Origin of the sequence: Allorhodopirellula solitaria (assembly GCF_007859855.1) — a bacterium.
In the GTDB taxonomy this organism is placed as follows: domain Bacteria; phylum Planctomycetota; class Planctomycetia; order Pirellulales; family Pirellulaceae; genus Rhodopirellula; species Rhodopirellula solitaria.
Genome location: NZ_SJPK01000001.1, coordinates 126,634 through 142,981, shown reverse-complemented (window position 1 = coordinate 142,981; position 16,348 = coordinate 126,634). Strand labels below are relative to the sequence as shown.

Here is a 16,348-nt window from a genome sequence, read left to right as displayed (position 1 = left end):
TTGGTCAATCGGCAAGAAAAATTCTCGCTTGATTGACCAAACGTGTCACGACACTCCGATACGCTCGGCCTGATTCAATCACTCGCGTAGCTTCTCCGGCAACTCAATTTAGGAATTCCAACAAATGAAAACGCTCACTCTTACTGATCTGCAAAACGCCGTCGCCGGTGGTGTCGCCGCTTTTCGCGCCAACATTCGTCTGCAACCGGCCGGTGGCGAAGGCACGAAGGTCTTTCCGCCAACTTATAGCGGTGGCGTGTACGCTACCGAACGACGGCGCATCAATGGCATTGAACTTAATTCGGTTCTGTTGAATTCGGTTCAAGCCGAAGCGAATCAGCTCGAAGCCTGCTTGCGAGAAGCATGGGACGGCGGGGTGCTGAAACTGCCGATTGTCTATTCAAATTTTAGTGGCGTTGAGTTCGAGGGTGCCAGCGAACATGTATTGGCAAGCGTTAGGGAACTTGATCGGCTGACGACACTGGATGCACCGCACCGGATTGCCGATGCGATCTTTCGTGATAGCAATACGAAGGACGGTACTGGATTTCGTGAGGCATACGCACGCGCGTTTGAGGCGAACATCAAGAACGCGACGGCGTTGTTTGAACTTTGTCCGACGGCGTTGTTGTTCGGAACGTGGGACTCGACAGGCAGTCGCGGAGGGCTAGGAAACAAGTTCGCTCGCGCACTGGTTTGCGAAGTTGTCGGCATCGGTGCAACAACCGGCGTGCGCACGAGCAGCCGACTAGATCCGCTGGCGATCAGTAGTAAAGTTCCGATTTACGCTCGAACGGGCGGAGGTTGGACTGCGTTGGAATCAGAAGCAGAGCATAACGAGGACGGAGAACTGAAGAAGTTTGAATCAAAGAATGGAAAGGGGAATCCATCGGCAGTGAACCACAGCAATGTGACACCCGACATTGTGACGGCGGAGCGGTCGAGCGAGCCGATCTCGGGTGGAGTCACGGTGGACTTTGCTCTTCGTAGTGCCGTCCTTTCATTGCCCGCACTTCGGCGGCTTAAATTTCCCGTGGATGGGCAATCGTCGGCAGAAAGTAATCGAGCCGCTCAGACGGTATTGGCAGCGTTGGGATTGTTTGCGATCACTCGCCAATTTGAGCAAGGTACGTTCTTGCGATCACGCTGTGATTTGGTTCCCGAGTCGACGATTTTGACGATCGAACGAGTGCGTTCCGCTACCGTTGCCGACGACGACAAGCTGACGCTCACCTCCGAACAGGCACTCGCGATTTACGACGACGCTGTCACCGCCGCCAAGGCGACCGGTTTGCCATGGCAGGAGCAGCCCATTGAGCTAACGCCCAGCGAAGACCTCATCGGATTGGTTGTCGAGAGCCGACGATTCGAGTTTCAAGAACTCCGCGTCGGGGAGGCTTGAGAATGCTGATTATCGAAGTGGATTATCTCACGGGGCGTGCGGTTGCCAGTGATCGGCAGTCTCGTACCCAAGCGGAATGGCCGCCGCATCCCCAGCGGTTGTTTTCAGCAATGGTTGCAGCGATGTATGAATGTGATCTGGGCGACGAGGCTCGCGATGCATTGCTGTGGTTGGAACAATTGCAGCCGCCGGAGTTATTGCTCTCGGAATACGCAGAACGTGCCTGTTTAGAAACCTATGTTCCCGTCAACGATAACAACTCACAAATTGTTCTGAATCGAAAAAAACGCACGTTGAAGTTCATGTCTTCAATTGATTCTGGAATCGCTCTGGGGCGTGATCGAAAGGAACGTTTTTTTCCGACCATCATCCCGTTCGATCCGATCGTTCAGTTTGTTTGGAAAGATGTTGCGGAAGCTGACTTAGAGCAACACCAAGAGGCATTGCAAACATTGTGTGAGTCGGTTGCGTATTTGGGGCACTCGTCGTCCCTAGTGCGTGTGTCGCTCGCAGATAAGAAGGCTGCATTGCCACAATGGAGGCTTCGGAGAAAATCGGATCCAAAGGGAATGGCTGGTGCGACTTTGCGTGGGGTGGCGACAGGTCGGCTTCAACAACTGGACGCTGCATTCCAATTGAGCGAGAAAACCGTACGGCGTCGCGAAGCTTCCGACGCGCCATGGCATCGCTATGTGAAGACATGTGAGGGTTTGCCAACGACGGAAAAACGAATCAACGCATTTGGCGATCAACGCAACTGGTTTGTTTTCAAACGAACTTCTGGAAAGCCGCTTCCCCTGCAAGCATGCTTGGCGTTGACGCAAAGTGTTCGCAAGGCAGTCTGCAGCCTTGGTGACGATGATGCACCAGCAATACTGATCGGACATGAGTCGGATAGTTCGCCATTGCAACGGAATCATGTCGCGTTCTTGCCGCTTGCCAACACAGGCTATCAGCACTCACGCGGCGAGATTCACGGTTTCGCAATCGTTCTTCCAGCAGCGACGTCGCCGCAAGAACGCCAGCAAATCGCGATCAGACTGGGGGATCTGCTGAAGGTATGGATGAATCACAACGGAGAGCGAACCGAAGCTGATCTTAGTTTTGATTGGTCCGTCAGCATCGCGTCACCAGCGGATTCGCTGCAATCGCTGAGACCTTCACGTTACACGGGCACGTCGAAGTTCTGGGCAACCACGACTCCGATGGTTTTTGGTCACTTCTTGCGCAAGCTGGACGAGCCTCGAACTGCGAAGATTGTCGGTAGAGCTTGTCAGGCGATTGGGCTTCCTTTGCCGAAGTACGTTCATGTGTCGCCGGTCTCCATGGTTCAAGGCGTGCCGCCGAGTTTTCGCTTTCCTTCGCTTTCATCGGAAGGGAAGCCGGTTTGGGTTCGCTATCGCAACGGGAAATTTACTTTGCCAAAGCGGCTACCCGGCGGCCAAGCGGTCAGGATGCGGTATCACGTTGCGGTCGAGTTTGAAGAACCGGTGGAAGGTCCGGTCATCCTGGGAGCCGGACGTCATTACGGAATGGGACTGTGTGTTCCTATGCGTGGGCTCAAGGTGACGAAGCCGAAGGAGAAGCAGCATGACGTTTGAGGCGTTTTTCAAAGCGATCCACGACTATGATCCGTTTCCCTGGCAATCACGCTTGGCGAAGCAGGTCAATGGTGAAGGATGGCCCGACGTGCTGGACTTGCCGACCGGCGTTGGCAAGACGAACGCATTGGATATTGCTGTCTACCATTTGATCGAGCAAGTACGGCTGATTCAGGTGGGAAAACTCGAGCGTCGTGATGCGGCACTGCGGATTTTTTTCATCGTTGATCGTCGAATCGTTGTCGATGGAGCTTACCAACACGCGAGAAGTCTGGCGAAAAAGTTGCGAGAAAGTAACGAGCCGGTTTTGGTGGATGCACGCGAATTATTGCGACAGCACTTCCAGGTCGATAGCGAAGATGAGCCAATCGAACCGCTAACCGTGTCACTGATGCGGGGCGGAATGTATCGCGACGATGGTTGGTCGCTCAGCCCAGCCACACCGACCATTTGCGTGTCGACCGTCGATCAGGTTGGCTCTCGGCTGTTGTTTCGTGGCTACGGTGTTTCGCCGTCCATACGCCCTGTTCATGCGGGCTTAGTTGGCAACGACAGTTTGCTTTTGCTTGATGAAGCACACTTGTCGAACCCGTTTGTCGAGACTTTGAAGTCCGTTCAGCTCTATATGAACCCTCGATTCAGTGAGCAGCCAGTCGGGCGTCCGCCAAGAGTGGTGCAGATGTCGGCGACTGTTGATTCGCAGTCGTCGATGAGTCCGCCGTTTCAACTTGAAGTTGACGATCGAGAGCATGATGTTATCAACGAGCGCTTGTCTGCAAACAAAGTCGCTCGGCTGGAGAAGGTGCCGGTTAACAAAGACGATCCACTTGAAGCTGACAATGAGTTTGCAGCGACAGCAGTTGCCCGAGCGGTCTCGCTGTCGACGATTGCCAAGGCTGACGATGCCCGCAAGAAACGAAAGTCCAAAGCGGATTCGCAAGAGGCGAGCAAGGGCAGCGTAATCGGGATCGTGGTGAACCGCGTGCGAACGGCTCGCCGGATTTTCGAGTTATTGTGCCAGCGAGCCGACATTCGTGACCCAGCAAAGGAAGTCGACCTGGCTCTTGAAACAACGAAGGCTGATGTCGTTCTACTGACGGGGCGGATTCGTCCTGCGGATCGTGACGAACTACTATTCCGAAAAGAGATTCGCGGAAAACAAGGTTGGATGGGATGGATCGAAGCGGGTCGCGACGAGGAACCGAATCGCCCCGTATTCGTTGTCGCAACGCAAACGATCGAGGTGGGTGCTGATCTCGATTTTGATGCAATCGTCACCGAAGCCGCTCCGCTGGATTGCCTCCGGCAACGTTTTGGCAGGCTTGATCGACGCGGTAAGCGAAAGCTAACGGCAGCGTTTGTGTTAGGTCGCAGCACAGATGTTGCCAAGACAGCGAAGGATCGAGTGTATGGCGATCGTTTGACGAAGACGTGGGACTGGCTGCAGAAGAACGCGAGCGGCAAAGGCAAGAACAAGACGATTGACTTTGGCGTTGATTCGCTTGAAACACTACTGGCGTCTGCAAATGTCGATTCACTTTGTGCCGAGAAAACCCGCGCGCCGGTACTGCTTCCGACATACTTGAATCTCTGGGCACGGACCAACCCCGCTCCTGTTGCTGATCCCGACGTAAGCCTGTTCTTGCACGGTCCTCAGTCTCGACCAGCGGATGTGCAAGTTGTCTGGCGTGCGGACCTCTGGGATATCGAGGATGACATTCGGGAACCTGAAAGCCAAAAGCAAGCTATCAACACGCTCGCCTTGTTGCCTCCGACGAGCGTGGAAGCGTGCTCGATTCCGATTTACGAGGTGCAGCGATGGCTTGGCGTTGATCGCGAGTCCAAGAAGCAAGAGCGTTTTATCGGAGACGTTTCGGACGTCGAAGGGGATGCTTCGCCCAATGCTTCATCCAGACGCCAACAGAAGAGTGGGAAGCTGATCTTACGTTGGAAGGGTGAAGACGAATCGCGAATCGACGCCGCCAGCGAGATTTGCCCCGGCGACACGATTGTGGTTCCAAGTTCCTACGGCGGGCATGACGATTTCGGCTGGAATCCCGATTCGCGTTCAGTGACAGACATAGGTGAATGTGGATCACGCTGGGGAAGAGCCAAACCTGTCGTTCGTTTTCATCCAAGCCTACTAGCGATTGGTCAGTGGGGCGTTGCCAGCCCGGAAGCCATTCGTCGGTTTGACGATCTCGACGAAGATGCATACCTACTCATGCGTGAGTTTTTAATGGAGCTATGCGACGAGCCTTTACTGCCCGAAGCTGTACGACTTTCTTGTCTGTCGTTGCTCGTGGAATCAGGTCGAATCCGATTTACTAAGTATGTCGAGTCCGGCGACTTGAGACACGGATGGATCGCAACTGCTCGCAAACGTCTTCCAACACAGCAGGTGCTGAACGAATCAAGTGGGCAATGGGAGCCCGATTCTGAAAACACGCTTCCTGATGCCAGCGATCAATCGTCATTCTTGGAGGACTCCGAGCCTGTCACGCTGATCGACCATTCGTTGGGAGTCCAACGGCATGCCGTACGATTCGCTCAACTTGCCCATTTGCAAAAAGAACTGATTAACGACATTGGGTTAATTGCTCAGTGGCACGATGTCGGAAAGCTAGAAGAATCGTTTCAGACGCTGTTGCATGACGGTAATGCTGCGCAGGCGGCAATTGCCGTGGCTGGCGGGAATGCCCTTGCCAAATCAGGTCAAGGCTACCGGCATCCGACGATCCGCAGGCAAGCGAGGAAGCAAGCGGGAGTTCCAGATGGCTTTCGACATGAAGGGTTGTCTGTCATCTTGCTTCGCGAAACCGATCTCCGCGAAGTTCTCGCCGAAGCGCACGATACCGAATTGGTGCAATACGTTATCGGAACGCATCACGGTGATGGTCGCGCATCGCATCGCGTTGTCGACGATTCGCCGCTCCCCCTAAACGCAAACTGGCAACGATTTGAAATCTCTCTCGACGTTGACGCCCATCGCTCCGCAGCACTCTATCGACTGGCGAACGATTGGGAGTGTTTGTTCGCGCGGATGAACGAGCGTTACGGCATTTGGGGTCTGGCATGGATCGAAGCGATGTTCCGTCTCGCCGATCACCGCCAGTCCGAAAAGGAATCTCGCGCGACGAAGACAAAAATGGAGGTAACGAAATGAAGACGCTGCGTTTGAATGGCTTGTCCGGCAGTCATCCGCTCGGCGCGATGGCGGCATTCGGGCTGCTAAGAATTTTATCGCTTGAGAAACCGTTTGGAATCGCGAAGCTCGCTTGGGTGTTCGATGGTGACTGGCGAGCCGAGCTGCACTGTGCGAACGAGTTCGGTGAGCAACAACTGGTTGCATACCTTATCCAGCGTCAACCGCGTCGAGTCACAGCACCTTGGCTAGATTGGCACGACGACATAAAATCAAGTGTTCCCATGTTTCGTGGCGAGTGGCTGAAAGTGGTCGCGGGATATGGTGAACAGATCACCGACCACGATGAAAACACATTGTTTGAATTGAACGAACACGCAGCGTTTCTAACGGGGTTCGGATCGGAAGTTGTTTTGGCGAAGTCGAAGCCTGAAGTGAAGCCTACGGGTTTCCACATGACCGCTGGACAGCAGCGTTTCTTGAAGAATGTAAAAGAGCTTGCCAGTTCGCTCGATCCGAATCAACGATCAAGCAAGCGTCAGAAGGAGTCTGAACGACTTGAAGAGCTCCAGGATGCGTATCTAACCGCAATTCGTGGGCCGTGGACATACAAAGATTCGTTTCATTCACTCGGTTGGGATCCAGCAACAGAGGGACTGTATGCGCTCAGTGATCGTTCTCCTTCAGATGCGGGACCAACCAGCGTACGTGCAGCAGTTTGGCTGGCGTTCGAGTCGCTACCTCTATTCCCAGCCATTCCGGTTTCCAACGTGTTGCACACTACCGGGTTCGATCGCAGTGGACAGCATCTACGTTGGCCAATTTGGGATGACGCCATCAGTGTTGAGACGTTGCGATGTCTGCTCAGCCATCCAGAGCTTCACCAACAACCGCCCGAATCGAACCAACTCGGAAATCGCGGGGTTCGCGTTGTGATGACCTGTCCTTGTGTCCGTGATGCCAACGGGCGAGGAACGCTGCGGAATGCCATCGGCGTTTCGTGTGAAGAAAATACTCTTGAAAAGGAAAACCGTAATGGCTGAACCAAAGAAACTGACGTTGGGCGTCCACTGCAAATCGCCGGGCATGCGTGAGGAGGAAACCCGCGTCGCCGTTTTGGAAGCGACGATCGAGCATTACCTTCCTGGCTTCGTAAAGGCAGTTAAAAAGTTGAAGCCTGCTGCGCGAGACAAGGAAGGTGACATCCTCTGGATTGAGCTGGCTACTCGCCAGAATCATCTTTGGCTGATGAACGGTTGGAAGAGAAGGGCCGCGAAGATTTGGCGGAGATGCGACAAGACCTGGATGAGCGACATCGCGACGCAGTGAAGATTGCTCGCGCTGGTCCGCCGCCGTGGGTCGTAAGCGCCTGTCAAAGCGTTTACGGAAAATGGCCTCATGGATGGCCACCGGAAACGTACGAGTGAACCAAACCTGACAGCACCGAGAGTCCTTGTCGGGAGATTGGAATCGGAGAGAATCCCGCGTCCAGTATCCTGACGCAAACTGAGGGAGTGCAACGGCATGAGTGAGTTCCAAACCATCCACTTTGCGGCGATCGACAAGCCGCTTGATGGCAAGCAGCTTGCCTACATGGAACAGCAGTCTTCGCGGGCTGATGTGTCGCGATGGCAGTATGATGTCGAGTATCACTACAGCGACTTTCGCGGTAACGCTGTCGAGATGATGCGGCGTGGCTATGACGTGCATTTGCATTACGCGAATTTTGGCATTCGCAAATTAATGTTTCGTTTGCCGCTGGGACTGCCGGTCGATGCGAAAACGTTGAAACGATATTCGTTGGAGTATTGTCTGGAATGGAAGAAGAATCCGCGAGGCAAAGGCGGCGTGTTGTCGATTCAGCCGGAGTCCGACGGGGGAAGCTACTGCGAAGACTATTTTGAGTTCGACCGAATGAGGGCGATGCTGCCGAAAATCCGTGATACGTTGATCGGTGGTGACACTCGGTTGCTTTATCTCGGCTGGCTCGTCTGCAATTGGGATGAAGAAGTGATCGAGCCGCCGGTGCCAGCGGGGCTGAAGAAGCTGACGCCAGAATTGCAGGAGTTTGTTCTCTTTCATGAACTCGATGTGGATTTGCTTGCCGCAGCAGCATCCGCATCGCCGGCCATATCAAAGCAAGCTGATCCGTCGACGGATTTCGATGGCTGGCTGAAAAAGCAAACCGCTGCAACGCTTCGCGGGCTGATGCGACGTGTGCTTGATGGCGATGCAGCCGCAGTGCGTGCCGAATCACTCGCCGGTATTCGCGAAATGTTTGGGGCGTCGACATGGCCGGTTGTCGAGGGGACGCGAACGCTTGCGGAGCTGCGAGAATTAGCCACCGGCAAAGCCAACACTCGGCAACAACGAGAGGCGACCGCCGAGCAAAATCGACTTGAGAAGCGTCTTGCGAAACTTCGTAGCGATCCGGAGTCAGCGATCAAAGAAGCGGAGAAGATGGTTGAAACCCGATCGACTGCCAATTACGTCGAGGCCGCAAAACTGCTCGCCGAATTACGCGATGCATTGCCGGGAGAAAACGGGACACGGCTTGCCGATCGAGCCGCCATGCGTCTTGCAAAGAAGTACCCAACATTAAGCTACCTGAAGCGAGCTTTCAAAACCGAAGGGCTGAATTACAAATGAAACGGCAGGCATCCAGATCGAGCAAACGCCCGAGTCAACACAAAATCTCACCCGGTGAGCTGATACGAACCGCCCTGACCAAATGCAAAAAGGCGGAACTGATCGACTTGCTTGTGGAGTATGCCGATGAGCACATCGACATCGGGCGTGACCTTGAAAGCCGGTTTGAGATCGAGAAGCCGACAAATTTTGTTTTGACGGACGTTGAAATCGCGATCATGCAGGCGACGCAGGTTGATGAACGACGCCTGAACCACAATTTCGACTACGACTACGGCGCGTACGAGGCCGCTCAAGCCGGACTGAAACGGCTTGTCGAAACCGGAGAACACGAAGAAGCCAAACGGCTATCAATTGAACTGATGAAGAGGGGAAGTTATCAGGTCGCTCGTAGCGACGAAGGATTGATGACCGAGGAAATCGAAGACTGCTTGAAGCCGGTGATCAAGGCAATTGCCAAAACAGGAGGCGTGGAGGCGAAAGAATGGGCCACCGCGATGATTGCTGCCGATGAAGTTGGTTTCATCTGTGAAGCTGAACTGAAGAAAATTACCAAAGGCAAGTGACATGAAGGTCATTCGACCCACATGGTTAACCCGTTGCGACTCGGCTGAGATCGAGGGAGCTTTCCTAGAATCCATTGTCGATCGTTACGGCGATGACGAGCAGGCATCTGCGCTGATCGACATGACGATTCAGGAACTCGTGTTTCCGTTTCCGGCCAAGGTGTTGGGAGAGAAAGTCGATGTCGTGGACGCAAGTCCTTCCAAATACCAAGCTTTCGGACTCGATTTCATCGTGCAACACAAAAACAAGCGATTTGCTGTCTCTGGCTCCTCGGTCGAGCTTTGCGAGCCTGTTCCCGAAGGCCACCTCTATCTCGCCGCTTTATTCGATTGGCACTCGAGATTCTGACCGTCTGTCGGTTAGATGCTCGCCGGGGATCCAAATATCGCCGGGCTGCGTGATTGCATCGTCAGGCGGTTCGGGGACTTCGTCGGGATCGGTCAACCCTTGGTCAACGCCTGGGTTGAGCAGTTTGGCGAGTTCGTCGCTGTCGAAACCAAGCAGTTCACAATCGAAACCGCTGTCCTGCAACGCTCCGATTTCCAGCGGCAGTAAGTCGTAGTCCCACTCCGCGTTCTCGCCGGTGCGGTTGTCGGCGATCCGATAGGCCTACACCGCTTCGGGTTCCATGTCGATGGCGACGTGAACCGGTACCTCGGCAAGGTTCAAGACCTTGTCGGGACACAAACGACGAACCTTATCAGCGTTCTGTTCAAGAAGCTCTTTGACATGAGCCAAGATCAGCACGCGACCATTCCATTGCCCCACGGCATCAGATGCGATCTTCGCGAGCACGAGACTTTTGCCGGCACCGGTGGGTAAGACAGCAACGGGATTGTCGTCGCGATTGCGAAGGTGATCGTAGACCGCGTCAACGGCGGCTTGTTGGTAATTGCGAAGCTTCACGAGACCGTGGCGATTGAGTATGATGTAGAAAACACATAGGAGGGACCAATGACCAATCAAGAACTGCTGGCGACAATCGAATCGCTTCCCAAAGACGTGCAATTCGCGCTGGCGAACTCAGTGCTTGATCGTTTGGCGAGCGAAGGGCCGCCACCAATCTCTGAAGAGCTGAAAGCGATCTTCATGCAGCGTGAAGAAGCTTTCTTTGCTGAACCCAATCGCGGCGAATCATGGGACGACGTCAGAGCTGAGTTGTTCGGACGATGACTTCCGTACGAGTCGGCAATTCCCGTATGTCATTGGATACATCTTTCACGCCAACACCATTCATATCACTGGCGTAAGGCATGGTGGCTTGGGGTGGGACGCTTTTGAATTGCGTCAGTTCTGAACGAAGGCGTTTCACAGCAGCGGCTCTCCGTTGCGAAACTTTCGCCCACGCTCTTCTGGTGTCACTGCTGGCAGGCTGTTGTTAACCAACGTGCAGGTCGGACAGATTCGATTGCCAGGGCCGCCGGATTCAAACGCAGCGTCACAGCGCAGACAGACGCGAAATCCAGGTTTGCCAATCGACGCTGGCACATGCTGGACAACCACGTCGGCACGCGGCGAGTCCGGGTCGGCAGCTACCTTTTCGACAGTCAAACGAACAATTTGGCTGTCGTCGTGATAGACGCCGCCGAATTGCATCGAGTCGAGAAGTGCTTTAAGTGAATTGTCGACGTCGCGTCGTCGTCGGTCCGGTGGTGTTAATCGAATGTCGACGATCAAGTCGCCTTCAAGCGTTTTGATTTGCTTGCGGTGAAGCAGTGAAGAAACGTCGGCGCGGTATTGCCGACCTTTCTTGCTGACCAACACCCGCGGGCCAACGTGACGCCAGTAATGATTGACCGACGGTGGGAAGGGAAGTTTGAGGCGAATCATGATGTCGAATTCCGAAAAAAGAAAACGCCCGGCCGGCAATCCATTGCCAGCCGAGCGTCAGTCCGTGGAAACAGAGTCAGAGGGCAAGCCTCAACGTTTCCACGGAGGGGATCCCGCTGCCGGCGCGTCCTTCCCCGACTTTGCGATACCAGACGGCGTGTCGCTCGCCGCGGTGTGCGCGGTCTTGGCCTCGCATGCGGAATACCCTTTGACTTCGTTTTGAAGTTCGCCGGTGTCGTTGCGACGCTTCAACTTCACCGCGAGGACACACGGCAAGTTGTGCAGGTCCGATGAGTCGGTGGGCACCAAGACGCCGACCGACCGACAGATCGCAGACAACTCCCGCCGGGCGATGTCCACCGCGGTCGCATTGGGGTTGTCGAGGTTGAGTCGCACCCAGAGAAGACGGTTTGCGTACTCTCCCTCCACGATCTGAAAAACAAGCTGCAAGTAGTTTCCGGCACCCGATTTGGTCGGCTTCATTTCGCTGTCGGTGATAACCGCGACGTAGCTGCCGTCGGGGATCGGTTCCATGTTGTTGGATGGTTCGACGGTGTTGGCATCAAAGCCTTGGAGGTTGGCCATGGTTGGTTCCTTGGTTGGATGAAAAGAGAAGGTTCAGTGATTCGTTGAAAGGTCAGTTGGCGGTCATCGCACCGACGAAGGCGGACCAGGACAGCGGCAATTCTTCGGCGATGCCGTAGCGGTTCTTCGCCACGCACGTCGGCGAACCGTAAGCACGAATGACACGCTCGCCTCCCTCTTTGCCAATGGCGTGAGCGACCGTGCGTTTGCGATTGAACCCTCCGTCTTCCGTGGCCGTTCTCATTTTCCGGGTGGCAAACAAAACGGCGTCGCACCACTCTTTCACGAGCGCCGCGGCGTGTTTGTGAAGCCGTGGCGAATAACGGTCGTAAGGCGAAGACTCGGGATCTTCAAAGCGTTCGACCTTGGAATGTGCGATCATCACGATCACCATCCCGCGGGAACGCAACGCCCCGAGCAGATCGAGCACGTCACGCCACAAAGAGAGGGCGTGCATGTAACCGCGAGCGTACCCGCCGTCGACCTTTTCGATCGACTCGACGGCATACTGCTGACAGAGCTTGTCCCAGACGAGACGCTCCAGCCAATCGAGCGAGTCGATCACGACGGACTCGTAATCGTGCTTCTCATTGACGAGCGTCTTCAACGCCCCGACAACGTCATCAAACGTCGTCGCGAGCGGAAAGCGGTCACAGTCGATCTCATCGAGACCGTCTTCGGTTTGAATGAAGATCGGCTTCGGTGCTTCGCTGCCAAAGGTCGACTTGCCGATGCCTTCGACCCCGTAGAGCAAGACACGGGGCGGCTTCGACTGCCGGCCGGATTGGATGGTTTCAAGTAAGTTGCTCACTATTTGGATCGTTCCTTGTGTGAATGGTTGATTGAGTAAATGAATCAGAGCGACGCGATCGGTTCGACGTCGAAATTGCCATCGCGATCACTGGTCACGAGGTAGTGCTTGAAATCAACTTGGACGACGAAGCGTTGTTCGCTTCCGAGTTGCTTGCGGAGCGATCGACACGCTCCGGTGAAGTCACGCGAGGCGTCGTTGAACCGATCGGCCGATCGCAAATAGCGACCGACGGCGAGCGAAATCCCGACGCGTTTTTCAATGTCCAGCGATTGCACAAACGTCCTCCGAGGTGGAAACAGATGGCGTGACAAAAAACGCTTGCCCGCCCCGGTACTATCTATGCCGATCGCTTAGCGCACGGTCCGAAGAAGTTATTTCTCGTTCCAGTCGATCTCGCCAAAGTGCTCGCGAATCTTCGCCATTGCGGAGTCCATCTTGCGACGTGAAAGCCCCAATCTTTCCGCCGTTTCCTTCTGGTTGGACGTCATCAATTCACGGGCGATCGGCCGCAGATCTTTGGGCAAGGTCGCGATGCGTTCCTCGATGGCGTCCGACAACTCGATGTCCGTGATTGGATCGCGAGCCTCGGTTTGACGAAGCCGGTCACCATCGTCGGTAGACATGCCCACGATCCGTTCCTCGGATTTGAGGTCGGGACCGTCGACGTAGTCCGAGAGCGACGTGATCTCCATCCCCTCGCCTGGATTCGATCGTTGGCGGGTGACCTTCCGCAGCAACATGCCGACACCGTTGACGACCACTTGGGTCACGAACGCTTTCACGCTGCCGAGTTCGGGGTTGTAGTTCGGTGCCCGCTCGCAAACGTGTAGCAGCAAGTCTTGCTCGATGTCTTCGACGTCCATGTCGCGAAGTTCGGGACGCGTCTTGATCTTGTGAGCGGTTCGCTCCACCAACGGCATCGCGAATTCGATCAATTCCGGGGCAATTTCTTTCTTGTTCAAAACAGAATCTCCCGGCCGGGGAGTTCGCAAAGCGTCGCCACATTCACCACCGCAAGAAGACCGCGTCGCGAATCAAAGTCGCGAAATAGCACGGGCGGCGGCGAGGCGATCGTTTGCGTCCCTCAGCCGGGGATGGGGCAAGACAACTTTTGTCCGCGACAGACAAAGTTTGTCCGCCAGAGGTTTTTTTGACTCAAAACTCCCAGTCCACCGGTTGCTTGGGCGAATACATACAGTCAATGCCCACAGTCACATCCGATCGAAGATGGTCTGCTAGCTCGGGTACCTTCTTCTCGATTTCTTTGATCGCCCGCCGGATCGCACGGGCGACACTATCGCCTGCACGCTTCGCGTCCGAGTCATCGTGAATCGCTCCACTCAGTCCGGTGTCCTTGCGCACCTGGGCGAGGATTTCATCACGCTCGGTTTCCAACCGCGTCATCGCAGAGAAATCCTGGTCGTCTTTCGCCGCATCCAATCCACTGGCAATCTGTTTCAAACGTGAGTGCGATTCGCGTAGCGATTGATCGTCGACCTTTTTGCCACGTCCGCCCGTTCTTACCGCTTCGTGGATACCCGAAACCACTGATTCCAACTGCATCGCAGTCATTCCGACGCTCGGACGCGACAACAGGCTTGCGATGTACGGCATGCCGCTGCTGTCCTTCACCGGTCGCGGCGTACCACCGAACGCGACCCACCAGAAGTCGTCGTCTTTCCGAAAGCGATAGACTGGCAAGTTAGTGTTCTGGATGCCCAGGGTTTGCCTGATCAAGTGATCAAAACGCGGTGCGGCAAGAAGCTCACCATCGCCAGTCACGTGGATAAGCTGATCCAGCGCGATGACGTGTGCGTCAGCTTTCGATAGCCATGATCGGACATGCGAATCAATTGCTCGGCCGGTTGGATGAAGCAGCACAAACGGCCCAGACGCGTGGCGACCTATTTGATCGAGTGCCGCGACCAAATCCGCTGTCCAGGTGTGCGTGCACAGATAAACTGGTCGCGAGCCAAGACTGGCCGGCAAAACGCCGACCCGAACGACGTGATGCGTCAACCCGAGAACCTCGACGGAATCACCAACCGACAGAACCGCAGCAAGCTCCCGCGTAAGAAGATGCACGTCGAACTTCAGGCTGGTGACCTGGGAACGCGGTATTTCACGATTTTCAAGCGTTTGTTCATTCCGAGCGAAACATCGCCCGTCGAACACTTCCACCCGCCAAGACGCACCACCGTCATCGCCCTGAAACCTCGCAACAATTCTATCTGTGGGATTCAGGAATCGGCGAAACGACTCGAACTCCGTCCCGAGCCGTCGTCGCCAATCGCCCTCCGCCCCGTGCAAAGTGACCGACTCTTCAATGCAGCGCCAGAGTCTCGTCATTGACTTCGACATCGCTTTCGGCGTTTGCGTTGGTTACTTGGATGAAGTTGCGAAGACGCATCCATTGCTCGGCGTGCCTGGCGTTGGCGTCTCGGGTGTAGCACGTTGCATTGCCGTCGTACAGCTTCAACGTCCGCCAATAACGACTGCCTCGATACCGGATCCGAAAGGTGGCACTAATTAACCGACCCTCGAAATCCAATTTTCGATTTCGCTGTTTCATATCAGTAATGATGTCGTTCGCTTTGTAAGTCACCGTCGCGTCCTGGTCGCCGCCCAGATCAACGAGGTACTCCACGAACAAAACCTCATCAATGCCGTCGACGTCGCGGCATGACAACGCTCCTTCACCGAGTTCCTCCAATGCACGCGTCGAAATGATATTTGAGTCGGTAAAGAACTCGGGATCGCCGTACAGTAGATTTCCGAACACACGCTGATAGACGGCGATCGCCCGACGGATCGGCGTGTTGATCATGACCATGACGTCTTCCAACTTGAAGATCACTTTGTCCTTGCCAGCCGGACGGAAGTGAACATTGCCAATTGAGTTTCGTTCGATCGTGGACTTCCGTGTGAACGGATCACCGCGTTGGATTGAGAACTCAAACCCATCATCGGTCTCTCGGTAAGCCAGATTGCAGAACGGCGTGCGGTTGTTTTCGCTCAGCCAACTACCAATGTCTTCCGCCGCTTGTTGACATCGCTCGTGGGTGATCTCCAGCAGCTTGCCGTGCTTCTTCTCGCCGACGCGAAAACAATCCATTCGTCTTGGTGGCTTCCATGTGAACCAAATGTGTTCACGTTCCACGATCATTGGATCGAACAACCACACCTGCACCGCGATGTCGGCTGGTGAGTGATCCTTGTTCGGATCAAGCGGCATCTTTGCTTCGATTGCTTTGGGCAGCAGCGAATCCATGCCTCGCTCTGTTGCCATTTCGTCGATGTAGCCGATGGCGTTGAGCAATTCTTGCGGGATCGCATCATCAGGCGATTCAAGCAAATGTGCCAGTCGGTCGACGTCGAGTGTTGCCGCTTGCCGGGCCGACGGAAGCGACAACCCTCGATCGCCGAAGTAGGTGGCGTGGGGTTCGATCAGTTTGCAAAGGTGTTCCGGATGAATGGTGCGGAGGACGTCCGCGTCGGTGAAGTGTTTCGGATTGAAGGTTGCCATTCGAGATCAAAAATTCCGCTCTGAAGAGTTCGCTTCCCTGGAGATTGTCAAAGGTGAAGCCAGCCATTCCGGTTGCTAGCAAATGCGACAGGTGCACTGGGATATAGATAGATAGAGAGGGTGGTGGACACGTTTGGTCACTGCACGGGCCGGATTTTCGGAACAATCGTCAAATTCACCGTAAAAACCGGTGCAAAAAAAATTACAGACAGAATCGGGAAAACCGGTT

General features: G+C 54.9%; 19 protein-coding genes. 10 read left to right on the top strand and 9 right to left on the bottom strand.

The window, feature by feature from the left end; genetic code table 11:
• Window positions 1–124: 124 nt before the first annotated feature.
• The 8 genes from cas7g to CA85_RS00495 all read left to right on the top strand — a co-directional run bounded on the left by cas7g (window position 125) and on the right by CA85_RS00495 (window position 9,712).
• Window positions 125–1,402: a type I-G CRISPR-associated RAMP protein Csb1/Cas7g gene (cas7g, locus tag CA85_RS00530; RefSeq protein WP_146389183.1), complete on the top strand. Its 1,278-nt coding sequence runs from the start codon at window positions 125–127 to the stop codon at window positions 1,400–1,402.
• 2 nt (window positions 1,403–1,404) lie between these two features.
• Window positions 1,405–3,003 (top strand): type I-G CRISPR-associated protein Csb2, encoded by a 1,599-nt coding sequence (gene csb2 / locus CA85_RS00525; protein ID WP_146389181.1) that lies wholly within the window; start codon window positions 1,405–1,407, stop codon window positions 3,001–3,003.
• The gene (cas3g, locus tag CA85_RS00520; protein ID WP_146389180.1) at window positions 2,993–6,169 is read left to right on the top strand and encodes a type I-G CRISPR-associated helicase/endonuclease Cas3g; all 3,177 of its coding nucleotides are present in this window, start codon (window positions 2,993–2,995) and stop codon (window positions 6,167–6,169) included. The genes csb2 and cas3g overlap by 11 nt, the downstream gene beginning before the upstream one ends.
• A complete protein-coding gene (locus CA85_RS00515; protein WP_146389178.1) occupies window positions 6,166–7,191 on the top strand; it encodes a type I-G CRISPR-associated protein, Cas3-extension family in 1,026 nt (341 codons plus the stop codon). Before cas3g ends, CA85_RS00515 begins: the two co-directional genes overlap by 4 nt.
• Window positions 7,184–7,477, top strand: a complete 294-nt coding sequence (locus CA85_RS00510) for a hypothetical protein (protein WP_146389176.1) — start codon at window positions 7,184–7,186, stop codon at window positions 7,475–7,477. The genes CA85_RS00515 and CA85_RS00510 overlap by 8 nt, the downstream gene beginning before the upstream one ends.
• Window positions 7,478–7,672: 195 nt before the next feature.
• Window positions 7,673–8,797 carry a hypothetical protein gene (locus tag CA85_RS00505; protein ID WP_146389174.1) on the top strand — a complete coding sequence of 375 codons (1,125 nt, stop codon included), beginning with the start codon at window positions 7,673–7,675 and terminating at the stop codon, window positions 8,795–8,797.
• Window positions 8,798–9,015: 218 nt separating this feature from the next.
• On the top strand, window positions 9,016–9,363 hold the full coding sequence (locus CA85_RS24655) for a hypothetical protein (RefSeq protein ID WP_186774665.1): 348 nt from the start codon (window positions 9,016–9,018) through the stop codon (window positions 9,361–9,363).
• Window position 9,364: 1 nt separating this feature from the next.
• The gene (locus CA85_RS00495; protein ID WP_146389170.1) at window positions 9,365–9,712 is read left to right on the top strand and encodes a hypothetical protein; all 348 of its coding nucleotides are present in this window, start codon (window positions 9,365–9,367) and stop codon (window positions 9,710–9,712) included.
• Here the strand turns inward: CA85_RS00495 and CA85_RS00490 are convergent.
• Window positions 9,686–9,895: a hypothetical protein gene (locus tag CA85_RS00490; protein ID WP_146389168.1), complete on the bottom strand. Its 210-nt coding sequence runs from the start codon at window positions 9,893–9,895 to the stop codon at window positions 9,686–9,688. The two genes, CA85_RS00495 and CA85_RS00490, sit on opposite strands and share 27 nt — an antisense overlap.
• A gap of 78 nt (window positions 9,896–9,973) precedes the next feature.
• Window positions 9,974–10,270, bottom strand: coding sequence for a DEAD/DEAH box helicase (locus CA85_RS00485; protein ID WP_146389166.1), 297 nt, complete (start codon window positions 10,268–10,270; stop codon window positions 9,974–9,976).
• A 48-nt stretch (window positions 10,271–10,318) separates the two neighbouring features.
• Here CA85_RS00485 and CA85_RS00480 point away from each other — a divergent pair, with 48 nt between their 5' ends.
• Window positions 10,319–10,537, top strand: a complete 219-nt coding sequence (locus tag CA85_RS00480) for an addiction module protein (RefSeq protein ID WP_146389164.1) — start codon at window positions 10,319–10,321, stop codon at window positions 10,535–10,537.
• Between the two features lie 135 nt (window positions 10,538–10,672).
• Here the strand turns inward: CA85_RS00480 and CA85_RS00475 are convergent, their stop codons facing one another.
• The 6 genes from CA85_RS00475 to CA85_RS00450 form a co-directional block, all read right to left on the bottom strand.
• Window positions 10,673–11,194 carry a RusA family crossover junction endodeoxyribonuclease gene (locus CA85_RS00475; RefSeq protein WP_186774664.1) on the bottom strand — a complete coding sequence of 174 codons (522 nt, stop codon included), beginning with the start codon at window positions 11,192–11,194 and terminating at the stop codon, window positions 10,673–10,675.
• 90 nt (window positions 11,195–11,284) lie between these two features.
• On the bottom strand, window positions 11,285–11,779 hold the full coding sequence (locus CA85_RS00470; RefSeq protein WP_146389162.1) for a DUF669 domain-containing protein: 495 nt from the start codon (window positions 11,777–11,779) through the stop codon (window positions 11,285–11,287).
• Window positions 11,780–11,831: 52 nt separating this feature from the next.
• Window positions 11,832–12,590, bottom strand: a complete 759-nt coding sequence (locus CA85_RS00465; RefSeq protein ID WP_146389160.1) for an ATP-binding protein — start codon at window positions 12,588–12,590, stop codon at window positions 11,832–11,834.
• Window positions 12,591–12,634: 44 nt separating this feature from the next.
• A complete protein-coding gene (locus CA85_RS00460) occupies window positions 12,635–12,868 on the bottom strand; it encodes a hypothetical protein (RefSeq protein WP_146389158.1) in 234 nt (77 codons plus the stop codon).
• A gap of 96 nt (window positions 12,869–12,964) precedes the next feature.
• Window positions 12,965–13,555 carry a sigma-70 family RNA polymerase sigma factor gene (locus CA85_RS00455; protein WP_146389156.1) on the bottom strand — a complete coding sequence of 197 codons (591 nt, stop codon included), beginning with the start codon at window positions 13,553–13,555 and terminating at the stop codon, window positions 12,965–12,967.
• Between the two features lie 193 nt (window positions 13,556–13,748).
• Window positions 13,749–14,375 (bottom strand): hypothetical protein, encoded by a 627-nt coding sequence (locus CA85_RS00450; RefSeq protein WP_146389154.1) that lies wholly within the window; start codon window positions 14,373–14,375, stop codon window positions 13,749–13,751.
• A 60-nt stretch (window positions 14,376–14,435) separates the two neighbouring features.
• Here CA85_RS00450 and CA85_RS00445 point away from each other — a divergent pair, with 60 nt between their 5' ends.
• Window positions 14,436–14,945, top strand: coding sequence for a hypothetical protein (locus CA85_RS00445; protein ID WP_146389152.1), 510 nt, complete (start codon window positions 14,436–14,438; stop codon window positions 14,943–14,945).
• Here CA85_RS00445 and CA85_RS00440 read toward each other — a convergent pair.
• Window positions 14,917–16,119, bottom strand: a complete 1,203-nt coding sequence (locus CA85_RS00440) for a hypothetical protein (RefSeq protein ID WP_146389150.1) — start codon at window positions 16,117–16,119, stop codon at window positions 14,917–14,919. The genes CA85_RS00445 and CA85_RS00440 overlap by 29 nt on opposite strands.
• Between the last annotated feature and the right edge of the window lie 229 nt (window positions 16,120–16,348).

Coding starts and splice junctions, on each gene's coding strand:
- cas7g (WP_146389183.1), top strand. CDS start 125: ATGAAAACGCTCACTCTTACTGATCTGCAAAACGCCGTCGCCGGTGGT.
- csb2 (WP_146389181.1), top strand. CDS start 1,405: ATGCTGATTATCGAAGTGGATTATCTCACGGGGCGTGCGGTTGCCAGT.
- cas3g (WP_146389180.1), top strand. CDS start 2,993: ATGACGTTTGAGGCGTTTTTCAAAGCGATCCACGACTATGATCCGTTT.
- CA85_RS00515 (WP_146389178.1), top strand. CDS start 6,166: ATGAAGACGCTGCGTTTGAATGGCTTGTCCGGCAGTCATCCGCTCGGC.
- CA85_RS00510 (WP_146389176.1), top strand. CDS start 7,184: ATGGCTGAACCAAAGAAACTGACGTTGGGCGTCCACTGCAAATCGCCG.
- CA85_RS00505 (WP_146389174.1), top strand. CDS start 7,673: ATGAGTGAGTTCCAAACCATCCACTTTGCGGCGATCGACAAGCCGCTT.
- CA85_RS24655 (WP_186774665.1), top strand. CDS start 9,016: ATGCAGGCGACGCAGGTTGATGAACGACGCCTGAACCACAATTTCGAC.
- CA85_RS00495 (WP_146389170.1), top strand. CDS start 9,365: ATGAAGGTCATTCGACCCACATGGTTAACCCGTTGCGACTCGGCTGAG.
- CA85_RS00480 (WP_146389164.1), top strand. CDS start 10,319: ATGACCAATCAAGAACTGCTGGCGACAATCGAATCGCTTCCCAAAGAC.
- CA85_RS00475 (WP_186774664.1), bottom strand. CDS start 11,194: ATGATTCGCCTCAAACTTCCCTTCCCACCGTCGGTCAATCATTACTGG.
- CA85_RS00470 (WP_146389162.1), bottom strand. CDS start 11,779: ATGGCCAACCTCCAAGGCTTTGATGCCAACACCGTCGAACCATCCAAC.
- CA85_RS00445 (WP_146389152.1), top strand. CDS start 14,436: ATGCGAATCAATTGCTCGGCCGGTTGGATGAAGCAGCACAAACGGCCC.
- CA85_RS00440 (WP_146389150.1), bottom strand. CDS start 16,119: ATGGCAACCTTCAATCCGAAACACTTCACCGACGCGGACGTCCTCCGC.